At 48.0% G+C, this 21,629-nt stretch carries 19 protein-coding genes and 1 pseudogene; 13 read left to right on the top strand and 7 right to left on the bottom strand.

All coding sequences use genetic code 11. The annotated features are described in order from the left end of the window. Positions 1–8: 8 nt before the first annotated feature. The gene (locus tag ACHHZ7_RS04455) at positions 9–986 is read right to left on the bottom strand and encodes a tripartite tricarboxylate transporter substrate binding protein (RefSeq protein WP_008785593.1); all 978 of its coding nucleotides are present in this window, start codon (positions 984–986) and stop codon (positions 9–11) included. A gap of 153 nt (positions 987–1,139) precedes the next feature. Here ACHHZ7_RS04455 and tctD point away from each other — a divergent pair, with 153 nt between their 5' ends. From tctD to ACHHZ7_RS04390, 13 genes and pseudogenes are all read left to right on the top strand, one after another. After that, positions 1,140–1,814 (top strand): transcriptional regulator TctD, encoded by a 675-nt coding sequence (gene tctD / locus ACHHZ7_RS04450; RefSeq protein WP_003826032.1) that lies wholly within the window; start codon positions 1,140–1,142, stop codon positions 1,812–1,814. Continuing rightward, a pseudogene (locus ACHHZ7_RS04445) lies at positions 1,801–3,190 on the top strand (sensor histidine kinase). Before tctD ends, ACHHZ7_RS04445 begins: the two are co-directional and overlap by 14 nt. A 455-nt stretch (positions 3,191–3,645) precedes the next feature. Then, complete coding sequence (locus tag ACHHZ7_RS04440) at positions 3,646–5,061, top strand: undecaprenyl-phosphate glucose phosphotransferase (RefSeq protein WP_008785590.1); 1,416 nt, start codon at positions 3,646–3,648, stop codon at positions 5,059–5,061. Then, entirely contained in the window at positions 5,051–6,337 is a 1,287-nt protein-coding gene (locus tag ACHHZ7_RS04435) for an outer membrane beta-barrel protein (protein ID WP_060683348.1), read from the top strand. Before ACHHZ7_RS04440 ends, ACHHZ7_RS04435 begins: the two co-directional genes overlap by 11 nt. A 1-nt stretch (position 6,338) precedes the next feature. Beyond that, the gene (locus ACHHZ7_RS04430) at positions 6,339–6,896 is read left to right on the top strand and encodes a polysaccharide biosynthesis/export family protein (protein WP_003826038.1); all 558 of its coding nucleotides are present in this window, start codon (positions 6,339–6,341) and stop codon (positions 6,894–6,896) included. A gap of 2 nt (positions 6,897–6,898) precedes the next feature. Beyond that, positions 6,899–9,028, top strand: coding sequence for a tyrosine-protein kinase domain-containing protein (locus ACHHZ7_RS04425; protein WP_103285671.1), 2,130 nt, complete (start codon positions 6,899–6,901; stop codon positions 9,026–9,028). Further along, positions 9,025–10,236 carry a lipopolysaccharide biosynthesis protein gene (locus ACHHZ7_RS04420; protein WP_032944673.1) on the top strand — a complete coding sequence of 404 codons (1,212 nt, stop codon included), beginning with the start codon at positions 9,025–9,027 and terminating at the stop codon, positions 10,234–10,236. The genes ACHHZ7_RS04425 and ACHHZ7_RS04420 overlap by 4 nt, the downstream gene beginning before the upstream one ends. After that, a complete protein-coding gene (locus ACHHZ7_RS04415; RefSeq protein ID WP_060683350.1) occupies positions 10,233–11,603 on the top strand; it encodes a hypothetical protein in 1,371 nt (456 codons plus the stop codon). Before ACHHZ7_RS04420 ends, ACHHZ7_RS04415 begins: the two co-directional genes overlap by 4 nt. A 4-nt stretch (positions 11,604–11,607) precedes the next feature. Continuing rightward, the gene (locus ACHHZ7_RS04410) at positions 11,608–12,597 is read left to right on the top strand and encodes a glycosyltransferase family 2 protein (RefSeq protein ID WP_008785586.1); all 990 of its coding nucleotides are present in this window, start codon (positions 11,608–11,610) and stop codon (positions 12,595–12,597) included. Between the two features lie 14 nt (positions 12,598–12,611). Continuing rightward, positions 12,612–13,823, top strand: a complete 1,212-nt coding sequence (locus ACHHZ7_RS04405) for a glycosyltransferase family 4 protein (RefSeq protein ID WP_060683351.1) — start codon at positions 12,612–12,614, stop codon at positions 13,821–13,823. A gap of 1 nt (position 13,824) precedes the next feature. Further along, positions 13,825–14,937 (top strand): glycosyltransferase family 4 protein, encoded by a 1,113-nt coding sequence (locus ACHHZ7_RS04400; protein ID WP_060683352.1) that lies wholly within the window; start codon positions 13,825–13,827, stop codon positions 14,935–14,937. A 2-nt stretch (positions 14,938–14,939) separates the two neighbouring features. Then, on the top strand, positions 14,940–15,347 hold the full coding sequence (locus ACHHZ7_RS04395; RefSeq protein ID WP_060683353.1) for a hypothetical protein: 408 nt from the start codon (positions 14,940–14,942) through the stop codon (positions 15,345–15,347). 31 nt (positions 15,348–15,378) lie between these two features. Further along, positions 15,379–16,770, top strand: coding sequence for a DUF4832 domain-containing protein (locus ACHHZ7_RS04390; RefSeq protein ID WP_045899692.1), 1,392 nt, complete (start codon positions 15,379–15,381; stop codon positions 16,768–16,770). Positions 16,771–16,816: 46 nt separating this feature from the next. Here the strand turns inward: ACHHZ7_RS04390 and galE are convergent, their stop codons facing one another. The 6 genes from galE to ACHHZ7_RS04360 all read right to left on the bottom strand — a co-directional run. Then, positions 16,817–17,833, bottom strand: a complete 1,017-nt coding sequence (gene galE / locus ACHHZ7_RS04385) for a UDP-glucose 4-epimerase GalE (protein WP_060683354.1) — start codon at positions 17,831–17,833, stop codon at positions 16,817–16,819. Between the two features lie 52 nt (positions 17,834–17,885). Further along, the gene (locus ACHHZ7_RS04380) at positions 17,886–18,824 is read right to left on the bottom strand and encodes a hypothetical protein (protein ID WP_060683355.1); all 939 of its coding nucleotides are present in this window, start codon (positions 18,822–18,824) and stop codon (positions 17,886–17,888) included. A 207-nt stretch (positions 18,825–19,031) separates the two neighbouring features. Continuing rightward, positions 19,032–19,667: a carbonic anhydrase gene (locus ACHHZ7_RS04375; protein ID WP_003826059.1), complete on the bottom strand. Its 636-nt coding sequence runs from the start codon at positions 19,665–19,667 to the stop codon at positions 19,032–19,034. Positions 19,668–19,821: 154 nt separating this feature from the next. After that, complete coding sequence (locus ACHHZ7_RS04370; protein WP_192463926.1) at positions 19,822–20,994, bottom strand: MalY/PatB family protein; 1,173 nt, start codon at positions 20,992–20,994, stop codon at positions 19,822–19,824. A 122-nt stretch (positions 20,995–21,116) separates the two neighbouring features. Then, on the bottom strand, positions 21,117–21,521 hold the full coding sequence (locus ACHHZ7_RS04365) for a Na+/H+ antiporter NhaC family protein (protein ID WP_395148767.1): 405 nt from the start codon (positions 21,519–21,521) through the stop codon (positions 21,117–21,119). Next, positions 21,518–21,629, bottom strand: a 112-nt coding sequence (locus ACHHZ7_RS04360) for an IS1 family transposase (RefSeq protein ID WP_001691633.1), incomplete at its 5' end; no start/stop codon positions are given. The genes ACHHZ7_RS04360 and ACHHZ7_RS04365, both read right to left, overlap by 4 nt.

Here is a 21,629-nt window from a genome sequence, read left to right as displayed (position 1 = left end):
CTCTGCGTTTACTTCGCCAGACCGAAGGCTTTCGCCTGCTCACGATAATCCGTGACCTGCTTTTTCACGTAGTCGTCGAGCTGTTTGCCGCTCATGTTGAACTCAAACAGACCGCGCAGATCGCGCTGCTTTTTAAACTCATCGGTCTGCTGGAGTTTGTTAAAGGCATCAACCCACCACTGATACTCGGCGTCGCTGACTTTTGGCCCAACGTAGAAGCCACGAATGATAGGCCACACGAGGTCATAACCCTGCTCTTTAGCGGTTGGTACGTTGGCTAACTGGCCCGGCAGGCGTTCATCAGAGAACACTGCGAGCACGCGGATTTTGTCGCCGCTGAGGTAAGGCACCATCTCACTGAGATCGCCGGAAACCACCTGTACGTGATTTCCCATCAATGCGGTAACCGGTTCGCCACCGCCTTCAAAGGCCACGTAGCGCATCTTGTGCGGATCGACATTGGCTTTTTGCGCCAGCAGCGCCGACTTCATCCAGTCCTGGCTACCGATAGAGGCGCCAGCACCAATGACCACGCTGTTGGGATCTTTTTCCATGGCTGTCAGCAGATCTTTCAGCGTCTTCCATGGCGCGTCCTGACGTACGGCAATCATGCCGTAATCGGTACCCACACTGGCCAGCCAGCGGACATCATCCACGCCGTAGCGACCAAACTTGCCCTGTGACAGATTCAGCAAGGAGCCGCCGGAGAAGGCCACCACGGTGCCTGCTTCAGCCGGGCGTTGGGCAACAATCGCGTTATAGGCCACAGCGCCAACGCCGCCGGGCATGTAGGTCACGCGCATCGGTTTTTCGATAGCGCCGGTTTCCATCAAACTCACCTGAATCAGCTTACAGGTGAGATCGAAACCACCGCCGGGTTTAGCAGGGGCGATACATTCAGTGCGCGACGGCGCTTGTTCCGCCAGTACAGAGGTACTCATCAGTAAAATGCTTGCAGTAAGGGTACGAAATAACTGTTTTTTCATTGTTTATCCTCACACCGGAAAACCGGATTTTCAGGTACGGAAGAAGATTTTTGTGATTATGTGAGCCGATGTGTAGCAGTTCGGTTGCGTGATTGTTAAAACATTAACCTTTCAATTCCCTTTCAATGCGGCAGAAACTTTACAGGATGTGATATGCGTCTCTTATTAGCGGAAGATAACCGTGAGTTAGCTCACTGGCTGGAGAAAGCGCTAGTGCAAAACGGTTTTGCCGTTGACTGCGTGTTTGATGGCCTGGCTGCCGACCATCTTTTACATAGCGAAACGTATGCGCTGGCGGTGCTGGACATCAATATGCCGGGGCTGGATGGCCTGGAAGTCGTTCAGCGGCTGCGCAAACGCGGGCAGACGCTTCCTGTCCTGCTGCTGACGGCGCGTAGCGCGGTGGCCGATAGGGTGAAAGGGTTGAACGTCGGAGCCGATGATTATCTGGCAAAGCCGTTTGAAATAGAGGAACTGGATGCCCGGCTGCGGGCCTTGCTGCGTCGCAGTGCGGGACAGGTGCAAGGCATACAGCAACTGGGGGAGCTGGCGTTTCACGATGAAGGCTATTTTCTGTTGCAGGGGCAGCCGTTGGCGCTCACGCCGCGTGAACAGGCGCTGTTAACGGTGCTGATGTACCGTCGGTTGCGGCCAGTTTCACGTCAGCAGTTGTTTGAGCAGGTCTTCAGCCTGAGTGATGAGGTTAGTCCCGAAAGCATTGAGCTGTATATCCATCGCTTACGTAAAAAGCTACAGGGAAGCGATGTGCGTATTGCTACGCTGCGTGGTCTGGGCTATGTGCTGGAGCGTAGCGATGAAGTGGGTTAAACCCCAATCGTTGTACCTGCAACTGCTGATGTTTCTGGGCCTGCCGCTAATGTTGCTGTGGGGCCTGTCGGCATTCAACAGCTATCCAGGCGTATGACCGGACACTACTCTCATCCGCCAGGACCGTCTCCGAGCGGCTGGTGGTGCGCAATAAACAGCTGGAAGTGAACGTGCCATGGGTGGTGCTGGACAGCTTTGAACTGAATATGAACGACCGACTGTATTACAAAGTGGTTGATCCGGCGGGGAAGGTTATCTCGGGTTATGACGATTTACCGGCGATGCCGCCTGCCACCTCGCGCACGCGTCTTTACCCGGCGCTGGCATGGTTTTATCACACCGAATATCGTGGTGAGGCAATCCGCGTGGCACGTCTGCTGCAGCCCGTCAACGAAGGCGGCATTGTCGGCATGGCGGAGATTTATGTTGCCGAAACGCTGCAATCGCGGCGTTATCTGGCGCGACAGCTGCTGTTTTCCTCGTGGGTTTCGCAAGGGCTGCTGGTGCTACTGACTCTGGTGCTGGTTGGCTGGCTGCTGCGCCGGGTGCTACGCCCGATGCGCCAGCTGTCATCGCTGATGGTGCGTCGTGAGCCTGGCCTGCTGACGCCGCTGCCGGAGCTGCTGCCATGGTCGGAAACCCGTCTGCTGATTGTGGCTTTCAACCGTTATCTGGACCGACTTCGCGGTCTGATCTCTCGCCAGGAGCGCTTCAGCGCGGATGCTTCCCATCAGCTCAAAACGCCGTTGGCGGTACTGAAAACTCAGGCATCGGTGGCTCTCGCCAGCGCCGAACCGCGGCAATGGTATGAGAGTTTACAAGCCATGAGTAGCACGCTCGATAATACCATTCAACTGACGGAGAGGCTGTTGCAGCTGTCTGCGGTGAAGCGCAAGGAGCAGGGGGAAAGGCATTTCTCGCCGGTTAATCTGTATGAGGTGGTGCAAACCAGCTGTTTTACCCGACTGGCGCAGTCGCGTAGTAAAGGGATCGATCTGGGTTATGAAGGGGAACAGGACGCGGTGTGGGTTGAGGGAGATGAAGTGCTGCTCGGTGAACTGTGTGGGAATCTGCTGGATAACGCACTGAAATACACGCCGTCGCAGGGGATGGTGACCGCCCGGCTGCAACGAGAAGGAGAGGCCGTGGTGCTGGTGGTCGAAGATAGCGGGCCGGGCATAGATGAGCAGATGGTTCATCAGGCCCTGCTACCGTTTCATCGTCTTGATAACGTAGGCAATCTCCCAGGCGCCGGGATTGGTCTGGCGCTGGTCAATGATATTGCTCGTCTGCATCGCACGCATCCTCAGCTAACGCGTAGTGAGACATTAGGTGGGCTGAGGGTTCGGGTACGCTTTTTAAGCGTTACCGTATGAGGTATTCATGGAGATGATATTTGTTGTTTAATTATAATAAAAAGTAATTAATTGTATTATTAATATCATTTGAAATGTTGTCGTAAGGCAGCTGTTTTTATTTTAATTACGGTATTAAACAGCAACTCTAAGGTGATTCAACGTCACTGAAACAATACTTTTGTGCAATTTATCATACATAAAACACTTTTTCATAGACCATGAGATGTTATCTGTCAATAGCGAAAATGTTGTTAAAGGTTATCTTTTTTGCTGAGGTAGATAAAACTTCTATTGATGTCATCTGCATTAAAATCATATAGATACGATTTCACTGGGGAGTGTTGTCACAGTAATGAGTATTATTTTTTACATTTACTGACAATGTACCATTGCGTTTTTTAGACTTGTGATATAATTAGCAACATGAAATGAGAAAAAAAACAATTAAAGATCAATAAATAATGGGCTGAGATATGCTTAAAAAATCGCTAAAGATTAGCAGCCAAGGATATCCAGTCTTTTTAAAACTGGTCGATTTCATTGTTATCAATGTGACGTTAATTTTTAGCGCCCATCTGCTGGGTTTGGTGCCCTTTAACACCATTGCCATTTTGAGTCTTCTCTTCTCAATCTTTTTCTTGCTGTTTGCTGAATACATTAAAATGTACCAGCAAAAGATTAAGACGATCGGTTTACGTAATCAAAAGCGCTTGGTTTTTTGTACGCTGCTGGCGATTTTTTTTAACGAACTGGTCAGTATGACGGTGGCTGAACCTGAGTCACTGGGCTACTTAGACAGACTGCCTTCCCCTTTTTATTCAGCCATTATTTACTGGTACTTCATTCCATTACCTTTTCTTTACTACATTCGTTTTTTTATTTTTAAGTATTCAACGAAAAAGAGTATCCGTGTGGCGATTATTGGTCTGACCGACAATGGTCTGGCCGCAGAAACCGCGCTAATGAATGAATACGCCAATATCACATTAGATCTGGCCTTTTATGATGAGCGCGCCTTATCTCGCTGTGGCGATGTCGTTGATAAGGTTAAAAGCCCCTTTCGTGGTCCGGTGATCAATCTGGTCGAGGAAGCCAAGAAGGGAAACATAGACGAAATCTATATTGCTTTACCGATGGTTGCTTTACATCGCATTCGTCACTTTTTGGCCATGATGTCAGACACCACCGTAGATACCTATATTGTCCCTGACTTTTATACCTACAGTAACAACATGTCCAAGTTACGCTCCATCCACAATCTGCAAACTATCGGTATCTTTAGTTCACCGTTCGAAGGGGCGGGCTCGTTTATTAAGCGGGCGGAAGATTTGGTTCTTGGCAGCATCATTATGGTGATGATTTCCTCCCTGATGCTGGCGATTGCCATTGGTATCAAACTCACGTCCCGTGGGCCGGTTTTTTTCAAACAGGACCGCTATGGCTTGAGTGGGCAAAAAATTAAGGTCTGGAAGTTTCGTTCTATGCGCGTCATGGAGAATTCCGATACGGTTATTCAGGCCACTAAAAACGATCCGCGGGTAACCAAATTCGGGAGCTTTTTGCGCCGCACTTCGCTGGATGAACTTCCGCAATTTATTAATGTTTTGCAGGGAAGTATGTCGATTGTCGGTCCCAGACCTCATGCGGTTACGCATAATGAGCAGTACCGAAAACAGGTCGAAAATTACATGATTCGCCATAAAGTTAAGCCAGGGATCACTGGGCTTGCGCAGATCAACGGGTTCCGCGGGGAGATCGATGCGCTTTATAAGATGGAAAAAAGGGTTCAGTACGATATTGAGTACATTCAAAACTGGTCGTTATGGCTGGATATAAAAATTATTATTAAAACTATTTTCAAAGGATTTGTCGGTAAGAATGCATACTAAATTACTCGTTATTACCGGAATCGTGATATCGCAGTCCGCATGGGCTGATTTAACACCGAAATCACACATTGGCTTTGCGGGGATAGACTTCCAGGGCAAGGTCGCTGTGGACTATGGTTATAATGATAACGTGTCTTATCAGCCACATAGCAGCGATGCTATCGGTTCATCGTTTCAGAGTGCGGCGCCCGTTCTGAGCATGATTGGAGAGCGTGGTCAGGATAAGTATTTGCTGATGTACTCTGGGGATTATCGTAATTACTCAAGCGATTCTGCTGATAACTACAACGATCATTTTTTCCGTTTTAACGGAGCCTGGCGTTATGGACTCAAGCATGGCTTAACCCTCAATCTGGAGGATTCGCTTGGGCATGAATCCCGCGGTCGTGACATCACCGAGGGGTTTCTACCGAGTCAGTTTGAGCAGTATGGGATTAAATCTCCGCTGACGACGAATTTTATCAATAGTGAATTGCGCTACAGCTACGGTGCGCCTGATGGTCGCGGCAAAGCGGAACTGGCGTTTTTATACAAAAAACTGACTTTCGGTAACACCTCTGATGTTCGGGACAGCAGTGAGGACTTCTACAATTATATTCAGGAACAGGAATGGCATGAAAATAGCCTGATAGCGGAAGTTTTTGACCAATACTCATCCAGAACGCGCTTTCGCTATAGCTTTATTACTAACCAGCGTCGCTATGATAACAACTCAGATAAAGACACTAATGAGTATTATTTACTGTATGGCCTGAAGTCGCAGTTGACGGGGAAAACCAATGTCGACATGAATATTTCATGGCTGTATAAAACATTTGAAAACAACGCAAACTCGCATGATTTTAATGGTCTAAACTGGGACATAAAAGCGGAGTGGAAGCCGTTACAGCAGTCTGTTTTCACGGCCCACTCTGCGCAAAGCATTAAAGACCCATCGGAAGTTGGGGGATATATTTTAGTGACCCAGTATGGCCTTTCTTACCAGCATTTCTGGTTAGGCACTCGTTTTTCTACTTTATTGGACTACTCATTCACTTCGGAAGACTATAAAAAACAGAACAAGGATCGACATGATAAAGATGGCGTGTTTAGTTTCACCATGAGCTATGACTACACGCCGTCGGTTAATTTTGAGATTAAATATCAGATAGATACATTAAATTCGAATAAGGATACTGACTCGTTTTATATCGGTCCCAACGACAATCAGGAAGTCATTAGAACGTTGGGTTATGATAATTCTATGATTATGCTTAAAGCTAAGGTTCAGATCTAAAATGAAAATAATAGAACTGTGCGCGGTTTTGCTATTCAGTATCCTGTTGGTCGGATGCACAGCGTCCAGCCCGCGATTAATGGACGATCCTGCTACTGTTCAGCAGGATTACCGACTTGGGGCGGGGGATACGGTCAATATCGCTGTTCATGGTCAACCCGATATGACGATGCGGTTTATTTTGGATAAGAGCGGGGAAATTAATTTCCCGTTTGTTGGTGCTCTTAAATTACAAGATAAAACCGTTGATCAAGTGACTAAAGAATTAACTCAACGCCTGACCGGAGATTATTTTACATCTCCAATGGTGACGGTGAGTATTGCCGAGTTCCGCAAATACTATGTTTCAGGTGAGGTAAAAAGTCCAAATGGCTTCGCCTATGAGCCAGGGCTTACCGTCGAGAAATCTATTGCGCAGGCGGGTGGATTTACAGATCGTGCTGACCGAAAAGATATCAACATTCGCCTGTCAGGGAGCAATCAGCTGCTTGAGAATGTCGATTTAACGCACTCTGTTCATCCTGGGGATGTCGTGATTATTGGCATGGGGTTCTTCTGACGATGAAACTATCAATAGTGGAAAACGGCAAAAAACGAGAAAGCAGTGTCGAATTCTCCCGCTTTGCCAAAGAGCTGAAAAAGAACGCCTGGAAAATCGCGCTGGCCGGTATCGTTGCCGGGGTCGTCGCGTATCCGTTAATCAGCATGATGTCCTCAAAGTATGTTTCAACGGCGACGGTGCTGATTAAGGCGCAGGCTGATAACGTTTCTCCGTTTCCACAGGTTGATGGTTTCGATTCAACACGCAGTGGTTACTACGAAACACAATATGCGTTGATGCATTCACGTATTGTGCTGGAGCAAGCCGTACGTGATATGAAGCTGGATGAAAACCCGGAGTTTACCGGGGAAAAAGCCGGTGCTCAGGGGGCTGATAGCAATGAAAGTCGGCAACTGAGAATGGAGCAAGCGCTGAAAACGTTATCGAAAAACCTGAATGTCATCGGTATTCGCACGACGAACCTGGCTTCCATTACCTATGAATCAACTTCGCCTCAGGTTGCGGCTGATATTGCCAACGGCGTCGCGCAGGCTTTCATCAACTATACGGTGGAGCAGAAACGTCTGAAGGTGGAGAAAGCTCGCGAACTGAATTTTGAAAAAATGGAAGAGATTCAGAAGTCGATAGCCAAGCAAAAAGACGAGATGGACAGCTATCTGAAAAATGCCGGGTTGCTGACCTTCCGTGGTATCGATGGTTTTGAAACCGAGCAGTTAAGTATCGTAACTAATCGCCTGGCCGATGCGACCCAGCGTCGGGTTGCCGCTGAATCCGTCTATAACGAGGTGAACGGGGGAGGTAAGTCCCTTGAGAGCGTTATCTCGCTGCCTTCGGTCTCTAACCACGCTCAGATCCAGGATTTGCGCATTGCGTTGATTCAGGCGCAACGAACGTTGTCCGAACAGCGTAAAGTCTATGGGCCAAAAAATCCCGCTATTTTAAAAGCCGAGGCCGATGTTCAGTCGATCCAAAGCCAGACCGGACGAGTGTTGGGCGAGCTGAAAGTCGGTTTACGTCAGCAATATCTGGCGGCGCTGGCGGACGAAAAAAACTATCAACAGCAAGTGATTGAGCAGAAAGAGATCTTCCAGAAAATGGCGTCAAAACGGGATGCCTGGAACAGTCAAAAGCTGTCGTTAGATAAAATGGAAGACCTGTATAAATCGCTTTATCAACGTACTCAGGAGCTGTCGCTGTCCGGCGTGAATGCCGATGCGGTGTTATACGACCCTGCGGTACCCGCGTTAAAACCGGCGAAACCGAATAAATCTTTATTGTTGCTGATGGTGGTCATGCTGGTGGTGGTGTTCAGCATCATGTATTTCATTGTCAAAGCGGCAATGGATAACTCAATCGGTACCCTTAGTCGCATGAAAAAACGGCTCAATGTTGTTCCGTTGGGTGAAATTCGTCGTTTTAGCGGAACCTCAGGGCGCGCACAGGTGCGGGACATGATCATGAAGAACCCGCTTAATGCCGATATTGTGCACGGTATCCGTACCCGGATTATGCTGGATAATCGACCTTTACAGACGCTCGCCGTGGCGTCGACGGAGCACGGCGATGGGCGTTCTTTGTTGGCGAATCTGTTAGCGAACTCTTTTAGTTTCGACCAGAAAACACTGCTTATTGATGCAGATTTCTTTAACACTGGTGGGCTCACATCCGAGCTGGCGTCAGCTACATCCGCAGGCTTAGCGGAACTGCTGCGCGGGGAGACAGAGCTTGAACAGGCGAGGATCAAACTCAGTGATAATCTCGACTTTATTCCACACGGCAAGAACACCATCTCATCTTTACTGATGCTGTCTTCGGAGCATGTTGAACTCTTAATGCGCGAGTTGAAATCGCATTATCAGCGCATCATTATTGATGTTGCTGCCGTGAACCAGAGCCAGGATGTTCAACTGATCAAACGTGCCGTCGATGGCGTTGTTTTCATTGTGAAAGCCGGGGCGGGGTCCGCGGGACAAATCGCCAACGCGCTGGATAAGATCGAGGAAAATAACGGCGTGGTGATTGGTGCGGTGCTCAATGCAGTTGAAGAAAAGGATCTTGAGACGCAAGAGGGTCTGCGTTCACTGAACTTCAGTACCGATCAACTGATGGCAACGCCAGGCCGCGTATGAGTCTACTGAAGAGCGCTTCCACAATAGCCGGTTCATCAGTCATCTCGCAGTTGATTGGTGCACTGTCTATTTGGTTGATTTCACACAAGTACGATATGGCTGAAGTGGGGCTTTATGCGCTCAACTACAGCATCGCCGTGGTGGGCGCTCAGGTGTGTACCTTTGCATCACAGCTGTTAATTCCTAAACAGCAGGATGACGAACTGGTGCAGAATGTCGTGTTTTGCTTAATACAAAGCACGATCATTGCCTTACCGTACGCAGTGCTGACCGCGTGGCTGTTTCACCAGAACATTCTGTTCCTCTATTTACTGACGCTGGCAACGGCGTGGGTTTTAATCTCGGAAAACCTGTCACTACGCACGGCCAACTTTCGTTTTCTGATTTTCCAGCGTATTTCTGTCTCTGTGGTGGTATTACTTTCGGTTCTGGTTACGCACCATGTACAACTATTTTATTGGTCGTGGGCCTGTACGACGATGGTGCTGACCATAAGCTGTATTTTGCATTCGTTTGATATTCGTTCGGTGGCGGCCAGACATCTGCGGCCCACCAGTAATTGGCATTTTTTCAAACAGAATATTCATCACATTACCAAAGTGGGCAGCGCGGAAGTGCTGGCGATGGCCAGCAGCAATTTGCCTATTATGCTGATTAACTTTTGGTTCTCGGCGCTGACGGCGGGTTATTTTTCCGTGGTTAGCCGCTTTTGCCTGGCGCCGGTGGTGATCATCGGGAATGCGGTGCGCAATACTATTTTTTCCAAATGGTCTATCGACTTCAGAAATAATACCTTTAACTATCAGGAGTATACCAAGGTACGTATGCTATTGCTGGTACTAGGGGTTATCTGTACCCTTGGGGTTTTTATTTTCTATCCGATTGTGATGCGCCTCGGCTTTAGCGAAGACTGGATAAACTCCATTGAGACGTCACGCTACATGTTGCCCTATTTATTCCCGGCGCTGGCGATAAGCCCTCTGACGGTGATAGAGCTTATTTTTGGTTCCCATCGCTATTTTCTGCGTATCCAACTGGAACAGCTGGCGATTGTACTCTTCGCTTTTGTTGTGACGCCCTATTTTTATAAAGATTATGCAACGTCGGTCATCTTGTTTTCTTCACTGACATTTATTCGCTACGCCTTCATTTATCTGAAAATGAATAAGCGGGCCAATCTCCTGAAAGACAAGCCGGTGATACTATGACGCTGAATACCGGATACTATTTACAGGTTTATACCTTTGTCACGCTGATCCTGTGTGGCCTGGTGCAATACTTTACCGGCATGCAGTCAGTGCTGTGGATACCTTTTTTCCTCACCTTATTGATGGTGGGATTATTGGTGATGCAGACGCGTGATGGCTCCTTACATTTGGATGCCCAGGAGACGATTGTCCTGGCGTTGTACTTTTCGTTTCTGGTGCTGGCTGGAGCATCGACGCTGATTCAGGGCGGGATCACCGTCGCGATTGTGGCATTTAAAAACGAAATTGCGCTGTCGCTGGTGATGATCTGTTTGCTGCTGGGCTTTTGCAGGGAATCACAGATTTACCGCGCAACGCGCTATCTGTATTGGGTGTTTTACGCGCAGATTCCGGTAATGATTTATCAGGTTTTACTGGTCGTTCCCCAGCGCGTTGCGGTGCGCGGCGAAGATGAGAAATGGGACTCCGTGGTTGGCACGTTTGGCGGTGACCCAATGGGGGGCGGGAATACTGCCGCAATGGGCCTGTTTTGCCTGTTAATTATGTTGTTAAAAGTCTCCGAATATAAGCATGGGCTCACCACGTTCAAGTCCATGGCGCTGCATATTGTTCTCGGTATCGGGTTATGCATCATTGGTGAAGTGAAGTTTGTCATCCTGCTATCGCCTATATTCCTGGCGTGGGTGTGGCTTTCACCGAGCTACGTCAAAGACGTTAGTAAGGTCAATCTGAAGACGTTGTTAGTTATTGTGGCGGGAATGCTGTTGCTTATTAGCCTGTCGATTGTGATCCTCGCATACTATTATTCTACGGCGTTCGGCGGCGATCCGTCGAAAAGCTCGTTAAGTATTTTTATCGACTCCTTAAGCTATATCTTTGATCCGAACTACATTATGTCTACCGGTGAGTTAGGGCGCTTTACGACGTTCCTGTTCTGGTTGAAAAATAACGATCTGTGGGGGCTTTCAGGAACGTTATTTGGCTACGGACTCAATGCAACTAACAGTGGTAGTACGGTGTCGCCGGGCTTTTTGAATATTATCTACAACTTAATTCTCGACTCGACTTCCCTGAGTATGTTGCTGTGGGAAGTGGGGGTGATCGGCACGTTGCTCTTTATTAGCTTATTCATTTATATCCTGAAAGTTTGTCAGCCAAAGCCATTACTGACGCTTGAACAACTGGACCAGCAGGATCTCCAGTTATTGAGCTTTGCACCGGCGTTTAACGCTTTTGCGATTGGTTGCTTAATTAGCTTACCTTATAGCCAGATACTGATGATTACACCGATGTTACAATTCCTGTTCTATTTATCACTAGGATCAAGTTTAGTGATTCGTCGAACCGTCCTTCGCTGCGTAGGGTAATTGTATGGACCAAAAACCGTTTATTTCAGTGAGTATTAAAACACTCAATGAATCTAAATGTATTGAGAAGACGATTGACAGTATCCGTAAGCAGCTTATTGATTATCCACACAAAATTATTGTGGCAGATAGTCTGTCAACGGATAACACCCAACAGCTTGCGATCGATAAAGGGGTGACCGTAGTGTCCTTAACTGACCCTGGCGATCGCTGCTGTGGCGTCGGGCACCAGTTAGGTTATCTGTATAGTGAAGGGGAATATCTGTTGTTGATGGACGGCGATATGGAGCTGGAGGAGGGCTTTGTGGATCAGGCCGTCGCGTTTTTGCAGGCCGAACCAGAATATGCAGGCGTTGCGGGAACCGTTGAAATGGATGATGCCGTAAACTATGAGTTTAAATCGCGTAAGCAACGCATTAATAAAATCTATCCACTCGGGGATAGCGATCATCTGGGGGGCGGTGGGCTGTATCGTCGGTCGGCAATTGAAAAAATTGGTTATCTGACTAACCGTAATTTGCACGCGTATGAAGAGGCTGAACTGGGCCTGCGTTTAATCGAAGCAGGCTATAAACTGCGGCGTCTGGATATTCCTTACTTCAGCCATACGTCACATACGCTGCCGACGTTTAAGATGCTGGCGCGGCGCTGGACCAGCGGTTATTACCAGGCGCCAGGTGAGCTTTTGCGTTGTAGTTGGGGGAAACCCTGGTTTTCCCAGTCATTCAACATCGTGAAGAATGAGGCGGTATTTGCGCTCTACCTTATTCTCTTATTTGTGGCGATGCTCAGTTTAAATATCAATGTGTTTGCCGTTGCGCTTCTACCATTACTGGCGTTTGCTTTGTTGAAGATTGTGCAAAACCGCTCGTTAACAGATGGGCTGCAAAGCGTTATTAATTTAATCGTACGCTCAGCGGGGCTGATCAAAGGTATTTTTTATCCGGTACGCGATCCGCTGACTCCGCCTAACAGTAAAATCATTCATGAATAACCGGGGCAGGCGCCATGAAAGTATTATTGGTTAACAAGTTTTTTTTCATCAAAGGCGGCGCGGAAACGGTTTATTTTCAAGAGCGCGATATGCTGAAACAGGCCGGAGTGCAGGTTATTGATTTCTCTATGCAGCATGAGAATAATTTCCCCTCGGACTATGCGGATTATTTCGTCAGTAATGTGGACTACCACAAAGCGAGCAATCTGCTGGGTGGTATCAAAACGGCGGTTAACTTTATTCATAATTCGCAGGCCTGCAAAAAAATGCTGGCGCTATTAGAAAAAGAGCGCCCGGATATCGTCCACTTTCACAACATCTACCATCAGTTAACACCGGCGTTGATTAAAGTTGCGCGCAATTTTGGCTGCAAAACGGTGCTGACTGCGCATGACTATAAGATTGTGTGCCCCGCGTATTCCATGCTGCGCGACGGCAAAGTGTGTGATTCCTGTATTACCGGAACGGTTTTCAATGCCTTCAGGTATCGTTGTCAGGAAGGTTCAGCCTCAAAAAGTTTACTGCTCTCCCTGGAGGCAACCTGGCAGTACATTGCACAAAACTATCAGGCACTGGATGTGATTGTTTCACCAAGCGTTTTTTTACGCGGTGTCTTGCTGCGCACGCTGCCAAATTCGCGCATTGATGTCATCGTCAATGGCGTTGATGACAGCCGTCCCCTGGCTGAAGTGAGCGATGAGGGCTATATGCTGTACTTTGGCCGTCTGAGCCGTGAAAAGGGCGTGGCAACGTTGTTGGCAGCGCATAAAAAAATGCAGAACAAAGCGCCGCTGAAAGTTGTGGGGCACGGTCCGTTGCATGATGAATTAGCCGCCAAATACCCTGATGTTGAGTTTTTAGGTTATGTGCAACAAGGGGAAGCCCTCGACAACCTTATTAAGCATGCGCGAGCGGTGATCCTGCCTTCAGAATGCTATGAAAACTGTTCTATGGCGATATTAGAAGCGATGTCCTTAGGCAAGCCGGTTATCGGGTCGCGCATCGGCGGTATACCGGAACAAATTCGTGACGGTATCGAAGGGATTTTATTCGAACCGGGCAATGCGCAGGAGTTAGCCAATGCGATGGACGCTCTGGCCGACTCGCCTGATAAGGCGAGGAATATGGGTTTACATGGACGTGCACGGTTGAGTGAAAAATATGCGCTGAGTAAACATATGGATACCCTACAGGCGCTGTATAAAGAACTGCTGAGCAGGCCATAGTATGAGTAAAAAAATAACGGTTTTTGGAACGCGTGGTATTCCCGATGTATTGGGCGGTGTGGAGACACACTGTCAGAATCTTTATCCTGCCATTAAACAGCAGTTCGACGTGGATATTTGCGTGATCGCTCGCTCGCCATATGTAAATTACAAACGATCGGTATATAAGAAAGTCGAAACCTACGCGCTGTGGGCACCCAAAAAGCGCTCGCTGGAAGCGATTGTCCATTCCGTTTTAGCGGCGTTTAGGACATGTATCGACCATTCGGATATTGTGCATGTCCATGCTATCGGCCCCGGCCTTGTGATCCCACTCTTACGCGTGATGGGTAAAAAGGTGGTTTTTACCCACCACGGGCCCGATTACGATCGCCAGAAATGGGGGGTTGTAGCCAAAAAAATATTGTTGCTGGGTGAGCGTTGGGCGGTGAGATATGCCAACGAGGTGATTGTGATTTCTGACGTTATTAATCAACTGATCCAGAAAAAACACGGTCGCTATGATGCGCATTTAATTCACAATGGCGTGAACGAGCCGAGGTTATTATCACAGCTTACCATCGACAATACGCTCTCCCGCTTTGGGCTGCAGCCGAAAAACTACCTCGTGGTGGTTGGGCGGTTTGTGGAAGAAAAAGGGATGCATGATGCCATCGCCGCTTATCAACACAGTGGTTTGACCATGCCGTTAGTGTTAATTGGCGATGCGGATCATCCGACCGAATACAGCGTGCGCCTCAAAAAGCTTGCCGCCGACACGCCAGGTGTTGTGATGACTGGTTTTTTACGTGGTGACGAACTTCAGGCGGTGTTTTCGCAGGCTAAATTGTTTGTGATGCCCTCATACCATGAAGGATTGCCTATTGCGCTGCTGGAGGCAATGTCATTTTCTCTTCCGGCCGTCGTCAGTGATATTCCGGCTAACCTTGAAGTTCAACTGCCCGCCGAGGACTATTTTAAGGTGGGAGATGTAACCGGTCTGGCTGAAAAATTAGGCCAAGGGGCAACAGCAAATAGCGTGGACTATGGTGTATATTTGCAAAACTACAATTGGCATGAAATCGCCAAAAAGACGGTTAACGTCTACCACTCCATTGATAAAGATATAGGTTAATTTTGACCAGTCCTCAAAATCGTCTTCCTGCCATCGAACGGTTTTACGCTCACCTTGATGAGCGGATAGCGGAGGAATTGACCCCTGAACAAAAAGAAGGGGTGGAAAAAGCGCTCCTTGCTACAACCCTGACTTCGCGGCATCAGATCGATATTCGCAGAAGCTTTCCTTTTTTCAGTAAGCGTTATTATCTGGTTTTTTTGTTTGGCAGAGATTTACGCCGCCAGCATCGCCAGGAATCAACCCTGTCGAGAATGTTGCTCACTTTTTTGCTGCTGATTGCCGTGCTATTCGTCACCTGCTGCATATTGCTGACGCTGTATATGATCAAATCCGCGTTAGGTATTGATGTGTTCCAAAATTTTCACGTAGGTATCTGGGACTGGTGGTTAAGCCTGAAAGACCGCTAGTGTTAACAAATTGGTGGAGGACGTCATTGCGATGAAGCGTAAATGGGTTTGTGCGTTGTTGTGCATGTTTTTCCCGCTGACGGTTATGGCCGCATTGACGACCGTTACCCCCAAAGCATTGACGGGCCCGTTAACCAATCCGGGGATTGGCGTGGCAAGTTTTCATCAGGGATACGGTGAAACGCTGGGGCTGGCGGACTATCCCAATACCGGATTTGAATACGAGCGTTTTTACTGGCGGGACCTGGAGCCAGTCGAAGGCCAGTACAATTTTGCCTTGGTGGATGATGCCTTCAAATACGCGGCGGCACATCGTCCTGCGATGAATGTCGGGCTACGATTTATGGCTCTGGCAGAGCCGGAAAGCGGTTCGCAAATACCTGACTGGCTGATTAAAAAAGGCGTGAAAGGAACCTGGACGCCGGATAAAAAGACATTTGCCCCGGATTTAGACGATCCTCTGTTTATTGAATACAGCCAGCGTCTGTTGAACGCATTTGGTAAACGCTACGATGGTAATGAGAATCTCGCGTTTGTTGATATTGGCATGGTGGGATCGTGGGGAGAATGGCATAACAGCAACTTCCCGAACCTGAAGCCATTACTGGAGCGATACACCACGGCGCAACTGGATCGCTACGTCGCGATGCACTTTTCTGCTTTTCCGGTGACGCCAAAAACCATGCTGATAAGCGGCGGTCAAAGTCTGGCGAATGCGGTGGCGCGTGGGGCTGGGTGGCGTGCGGACTGTTGGGGGGACCTGCGCGTATTTTCGGACACCTGGAACCATATGGCTGATGATTACCCGCAGCGATTGCTGGCTGCGCAGCAGAGTTATTCAGGGTTCAACGACGTCTGGAAACGTGCGCCGGTGAGTCTGGAGATCTGCTCGTATATGCAGGATTGGAAGAACACCTTTCACTATACACGTGCTGAAGTGCAGGGGATTTTTGACTGGGCGGTCAAGCAGCACGCCAGTACCATTAACCTGAAATCGAGAACGATACCCAGCGACTATCGACCGATTGTCGACAATGCGCTGACCAAATTGGGCTATCGATTTCGCCTTGCGTCCCTGAGCCATGAGTCCGTGTGGGACAGTGGACAAACGCTGACATTAAACAGTACCTGGTACAATGAGGGTATCGCACCGATTTATCTGCCATACATGCTGGCATTCCGGGTCGTAGACAGCGCCAATAAGGTGGTGGCACAGGGGAATTCCGCGGAGGATATTCGCCGCTGGCTCCCCGGTAAGTATCAGGTCAGTTATGCGTTATCTATGCCAGGCCGACTGGCGAAAGGGCAATACGCGATTGAGGTTGCGATGCTGGATAAGTCGGGTGCGGCGAGAATTAACTTTGCCAATGAAGGGAAACAGAGCAGCGGCTGGTACCGGGTGTCAACAATAACGGTACGCTAGTCAGACACAGCAGCGAGCCTGACGGTCAGGCTCGCTGCTGAGAACATTAAATTTGATACCCATTCGGGTTACTTTTTTGCCAGTTCCAGGTGTCACGCATCATTTCATCAAGGTTATAGATGGCCTTCCAACCTAGCTCTTTGTATGCCAGCGATGGGTCAGACCAACATTCGGCAATATCTCCGGGTCTTCTGGCGACAAACTGATAGTTTATTTTTGTCTGCGCCGCTTTTTCAAACGCCTCAATCAGATTAATTACGGAATAACCGACACCGGTACCGAGGTTAATCACTTTGTAAGCCGCGCCTTTGCTCTGGCAATCAAGTGCGGCTAAATGACCGGTCGCCAGATCCATGACGTGAATATAATCACGCACACCGGTACCATCAGGGGTTGGATAATCATTACCGTACACCGACACGGTTTCCAGCTTACCAATCGCGACCTGGGAGATATACGGAACCAGGTTATTAGGGATACCGTTAGGATCTTCACCAATCCGACCTGATGGATGGGCGCCAACCGGGTTGAAATAGCGCAGGCAGGTAATGCGAAAATCGGGTTGTGCACGTGAGAAATCGGCCAGAATTTGTTCGACCATCAACTTAGACGTACCGTACGGATTGGTGGTGCCGCCCGTAGGTGATTGCTCGCTCAGCGGTACGCTTTCTGGATTACCATATACCGTCGCAGATGAGCTAAAAATGAAACGATTAACGCCAGCGGCCAGCATCTCATCCAGTAAAACCAGCGTACCGGTGACGTTATTTTCATAGTAGGCGAGGGGCTCTTTTATCGACTCTGAAACCGATTTGAGTCCCGCAAAATGAATGACATCGGTGATGTTATGGTCGGCGAAAATGTTTTTTAATGCCTGCCTGTCGAGAACATCGGCGATATAGACAATGGGCTCTCTTCCGGTGAGTTCCGCGACCCTGCCCAGCGAGATTCTGCTGGCGTTCGCCAGATTATCGATGACTACGACATCATCGCCTCTTTCCAGTAGCGTTAACACAGTATGTGAACCAATATAACCTGCACCACCAGTGACAAGAATTGCCATACAGACTCCAGATAAACGGGGATTGATTCACGCCAGTACCATAGAGAACGCGTTATTGGTTACGTTTGGTAAGGTAATAGTTGCGATACCTCACCATGCATTTATAAGATATTTTTTTAAGTATAGATAAAAAGCTGAATTTGTTTATTTTTGTATCATAAACAATATAGTTATTTGAGAAGTTCAGCGTGTGGACGCCGTCACTATGGTTGATCGACGAATTGATTTGTTCGATCAGAGTTTCAGCAAAATTAGCGTCGTTTAGTGTCACTAATTCTTTGATATAGATTGATTTTCCATAAGTTTCAGGTGTGCACTCCTGTGTAAGGAAGTACATTTTATTTTCGACCAGATAGGAGGCACCTGCACCTCGATGATGAGGATTGCTCACCTTTAATGAGGGGGTAATCCGCTGCCATTGTCCATAAATATGATCTGCTGAATGAATAATTATTTCGTTATCCATCGTGGTGGACAACAGATAACAGGTTTCATTAATTGAGATAAATACGTTGTCGGTTAATTTGGTATCAGAGATTAAAACTTTAACTTGCTTCCAGCGTGCAGGGAACTCAATTGACTGAAACAGTATTACCTCTTTTCTTTCTGAAGACTCGGGGATCATGAACAGTTGATCGTTGATATGTATCAGATAAGGGAATGACAAATGACACTTTAAGTCGTCAAAGCCTTCAAGCCTAATATCTTCAAGTTCAACCAGTTCACGGTCAAGAACGCGACATCGTAGCGTGCCTTTTGAGTTGCGAAAGCTAAGAGCTTCATAGAAAACATACAGTTTATCGTCTTTTTCAATCAGAAAAGGATCGGCCTGAAATGTATATTTCTTTTTTAACTGCTGCGCAGTGGATTTGCTTAATATCTCCAGAGTGTTGTCGGGGAATGAGTGTGTACCATTATGCTTAATAAGCATGATGTCCCACGACTCATGATAAAATAACTTATCCATTATTCTTTTTATTTTTGTTTGCATCTGCACCTGCTCCTTTTTATCGCCTGCACCATGTATGAACAGCTGTTTGCGACTCAGTGAATGAGCCTGTCGCAATGTTGTATAAATGTGCGAAAACCGATGTGGAACACCAGTGGCTACTTTAAAACTAGTCGCGAGCCCGTTTTTTGTCCACTAACAGAAATAGGGAGAGGAGATGTCCAGAGCATCCTTGCTCCAGTGGGGGAATTACTCGAAATGCACCTGCGGGTTATCTGCAAGGGAAACGTAGGTTTTGCTGTTTTTATCCAGGGTACGGATTTCACCGCTTTCGATGTCATACACCCAACCGTGCAGACGAAGCGCATTATTGCGCAGCCCAACCGCGACACAAGGATGCGTTTTAATGTTGTTAAGCTGTGCGATAACGTTCTCTTCCACCATGGCGTTAACTTTATCGATTGGGTTATCCCAGGTTTTTTTATCGACCACGGCTTTCGCGGCATCGGCATAGTGCAGCCAGTGAGCGACAGCGGGCATCGGATCCAGGGGCTGGCTATCGGCAATGGCTTTCATCGCGCCACAATTGGAGTGACCGCAGATGACGATATCCGTTACGCCAAGTGCGACAACCGCGTATTCGATGGTTGCGGATACACCACCTGGTTCCGGACCAAATGACGGTACGATATTACCGGCGTTGCGGATAACGAAAAGCTGTCCTGGATCTTGCTGAGTAACGAGTTCTGGAACCAGGCGGCTATCGGAACAGGAGATGAAAAGTGCCTTAGGATTCTGGCTGGATGCCAGGCTGCGGAAGAGTTCCTTGCGTTGAGGGAAAATCTCTTTTTGGAAGTTGAGGAAGCCCTCGATGATATGTTGCATAGCAGTGTCTCTTGTCTCTGTTTAAGCAGGTTATGATGAAGATCACACTTTCCAGTTTAACACCAGCCGACAGAAGGGAAAGACTTTATAGCAGTTCAGCAACATCTTTGGATAATTTTGCCCCACCGTGGCAGGGCAAATCGTGTGATGTACGCTATGCGTTCTGCCATTTCTGGTATGCCGCTTTTAGCCTGTTCATCGCGTCTACCAGTACCGGGCGTGGGCAGCCAACGTTGAGTCTCATATGCCCCTCTCCACCGGGACCGTATTGCGCCCCAGGTGACAGGCCAAGCCTGGCGTCATGCACAAAAAAAGCGCTTAGCTGCTCATCGCTGAGATCCATTTTTTCCGCATTCAGAAATAACAGATACGACGCGCCGCCATACACTATTGAGATCAAAGGACAGTGCTTTTCAATTTCACTTTTCACAAACGCTACATTGTCGGCCAGATAGGCCAATAATTTCTGGTGCCAGTCGGCGCAATGAGTAAAGGCGCTGTAAATGGCCGCCTGCTGCAATGAATGGGTCTCTGCAAGGTAGCAGTTATCCAGAAAGTGGTAGAACTGATGGCGTAATTCATCATTCTTAATAATGGCGATTCCGCCCTGGATCGCCGCCGTATTGAAGGTCTTGCTGATGGAAGTAAGCACGATTGACCGACTATCTGGCGCTTCATCAACAGTAAAAAACGGCAAATGGCGCTTTCCTGGCAGGGTTAAATCACTGTGCACTTCATCAGACAGAATGATGACGCCAGCCTGCTGGCAATAGTGGCTTATTTTTTCCAACGTTTCCCGCGACCACACCATTCCACCTGGATTATGCGGTGAAGGGAACAAAAACATTTTGCACTGCTTGAGTTTCTCGCTGAAATCATGCCAGTCAAATTCATAGTGCCCGTTTTTCTCAATGAGGCGCGTCTGAATCAAATTCCTGCCGCTGGTGTTTACCAGATTAGGATAGGGATCATAGATTGGCGTACAGGTTAAAATATTATCGTCTGGACGGGTAAGCGCCATTAAAGAGAGTACGATAGTTTTTATAACACCGGGAATAAAATGTAACCAGTGTGCCTTGATATCGGCATCATACTGTTGTGCATACCAATGAATAACAGATTCTTTCCATTGTGGATAATCCAGGTTATAGCCTTGCACAGGCTGCGATACCACCGAACGCAGCGTGCTCATGATTGGCTCTGGTGTCGCAAAATCCATATCTGCAATCCACAGCGGTAATACATCGGTGGTACCGTACATCTGTTGTAATTGCCCGTATTTGCGACAATTAACATCCCTTGTGACAATATCATCAAACAAAGACATTGTTGACTCCTGGAAGTCTCTGAAAATAGTGTAAGCAACGCAAAAGCGAAGAATGTTTATGTATATCTAATGGATATATTTAATTTACCCTGGTGATAGCTAAGATTTAGCTATTTAGTAGTTTATGATTTTTGCTCAACCATATTCTCAGTGGCTTCATTGGGCTCATATTTAGCAATGCCAATACCGGTTGCCGCCCACAGTAGGGCAAAGATGACGCCGCTGTAACAGAGGATTGCCCAGGGCAAGTAATCAAGCGTGGCAACGCCCAGCATAGTGGCGCAATAAACGCCTGAGGCAGACCAGGGGATAATCGGTTCGACAACGGTTCCGGCATCTTCAGTGGTTCGCGAGAGGTTTTTTGCCGCAAGACCTCGCTTTTTGTACTCCTCTTTAAAGGCATCACCGCACAGCAGCAACGGTAAGGTCCCATTTGCCGTGCAGGCACAGATGGTAAATGTCGTCACAATCGTGGTAGCCACCAGGCGGAATGTGGATTTAACGCCTTGGTAATGACTCCAACTTATTGATAGTGTTTTATGTTCAGATAATGCCCGATGACTTTGTCATGCAGCTCCACCGATTTTGAGAACGACAGCGACTTCCGTCCCAGCCGTGCCAGGTGCTGCCTCAGA

The sequence above is a fragment of the Citrobacter freundii complex sp. 2024EL-00216 genome, from assembly GCF_043945515.1.
GTDB lineage: Bacteria > Pseudomonadota > Gammaproteobacteria > Enterobacterales > Enterobacteriaceae > Citrobacter > Citrobacter portucalensis.
Note: the sequence above shows the minus strand (reverse complement) of the source record. Positions and strands in the feature narration are given on the sequence as shown.

Bases quoted from the DNA above. Each gene is read 5' to 3' on its own strand.
- ACHHZ7_RS04380 (WP_060683355.1), bottom strand. From the start codon at position 18,824: ATGCAAACAAAAATAAAAAGAATAATGGATAAGTTATTTTATCATGAG.
- ACHHZ7_RS04440 (WP_008785590.1), top strand. From the start codon at position 3,646: ATGCTTAAAAAATCGCTAAAGATTAGCAGCCAAGGATATCCAGTCTTT.
- tctD (WP_003826032.1), top strand. From the start codon at position 1,140: ATGCGTCTCTTATTAGCGGAAGATAACCGTGAGTTAGCTCACTGGCTG.
- ACHHZ7_RS04410 (WP_008785586.1), top strand. From the start codon at position 11,608: ATGGACCAAAAACCGTTTATTTCAGTGAGTATTAAAACACTCAATGAA.
- ACHHZ7_RS04455 (WP_008785593.1), bottom strand. From the start codon at position 986: ATGAAAAAACAGTTATTTCGTACCCTTACTGCAAGCATTTTACTGATG.
- ACHHZ7_RS04390 (WP_045899692.1), top strand. From the start codon at position 15,379: ATGAAGCGTAAATGGGTTTGTGCGTTGTTGTGCATGTTTTTCCCGCTG.
- ACHHZ7_RS04420 (WP_032944673.1), top strand. From the start codon at position 9,025: ATGAGTCTACTGAAGAGCGCTTCCACAATAGCCGGTTCATCAGTCATC.
- ACHHZ7_RS04400 (WP_060683352.1), top strand. From the start codon at position 13,825: ATGAGTAAAAAAATAACGGTTTTTGGAACGCGTGGTATTCCCGATGTA.
- ACHHZ7_RS04405 (WP_060683351.1), top strand. From the start codon at position 12,612: ATGAAAGTATTATTGGTTAACAAGTTTTTTTTCATCAAAGGCGGCGCG.
- ACHHZ7_RS04435 (WP_060683348.1), top strand. From the start codon at position 5,051: ATGCATACTAAATTACTCGTTATTACCGGAATCGTGATATCGCAGTCC.
- ACHHZ7_RS04375 (WP_003826059.1), bottom strand. From the start codon at position 19,667: ATGCAACATATCATCGAGGGCTTCCTCAACTTCCAAAAAGAGATTTTC.
- ACHHZ7_RS04415 (WP_060683350.1), top strand. From the start codon at position 10,233: ATGACGCTGAATACCGGATACTATTTACAGGTTTATACCTTTGTCACG.
- ACHHZ7_RS04430 (WP_003826038.1), top strand. From the start codon at position 6,339: ATGAAAATAATAGAACTGTGCGCGGTTTTGCTATTCAGTATCCTGTTG.
- ACHHZ7_RS04425 (WP_103285671.1), top strand. From the start codon at position 6,899: ATGAAACTATCAATAGTGGAAAACGGCAAAAAACGAGAAAGCAGTGTC.
- ACHHZ7_RS04370 (WP_192463926.1), bottom strand. From the start codon at position 20,994: ATGTCTTTGTTTGATGATATTGTCACAAGGGATGTTAATTGTCGCAAA.
- galE (WP_060683354.1), bottom strand. From the start codon at position 17,833: ATGGCAATTCTTGTCACTGGTGGTGCAGGTTATATTGGTTCACATACT.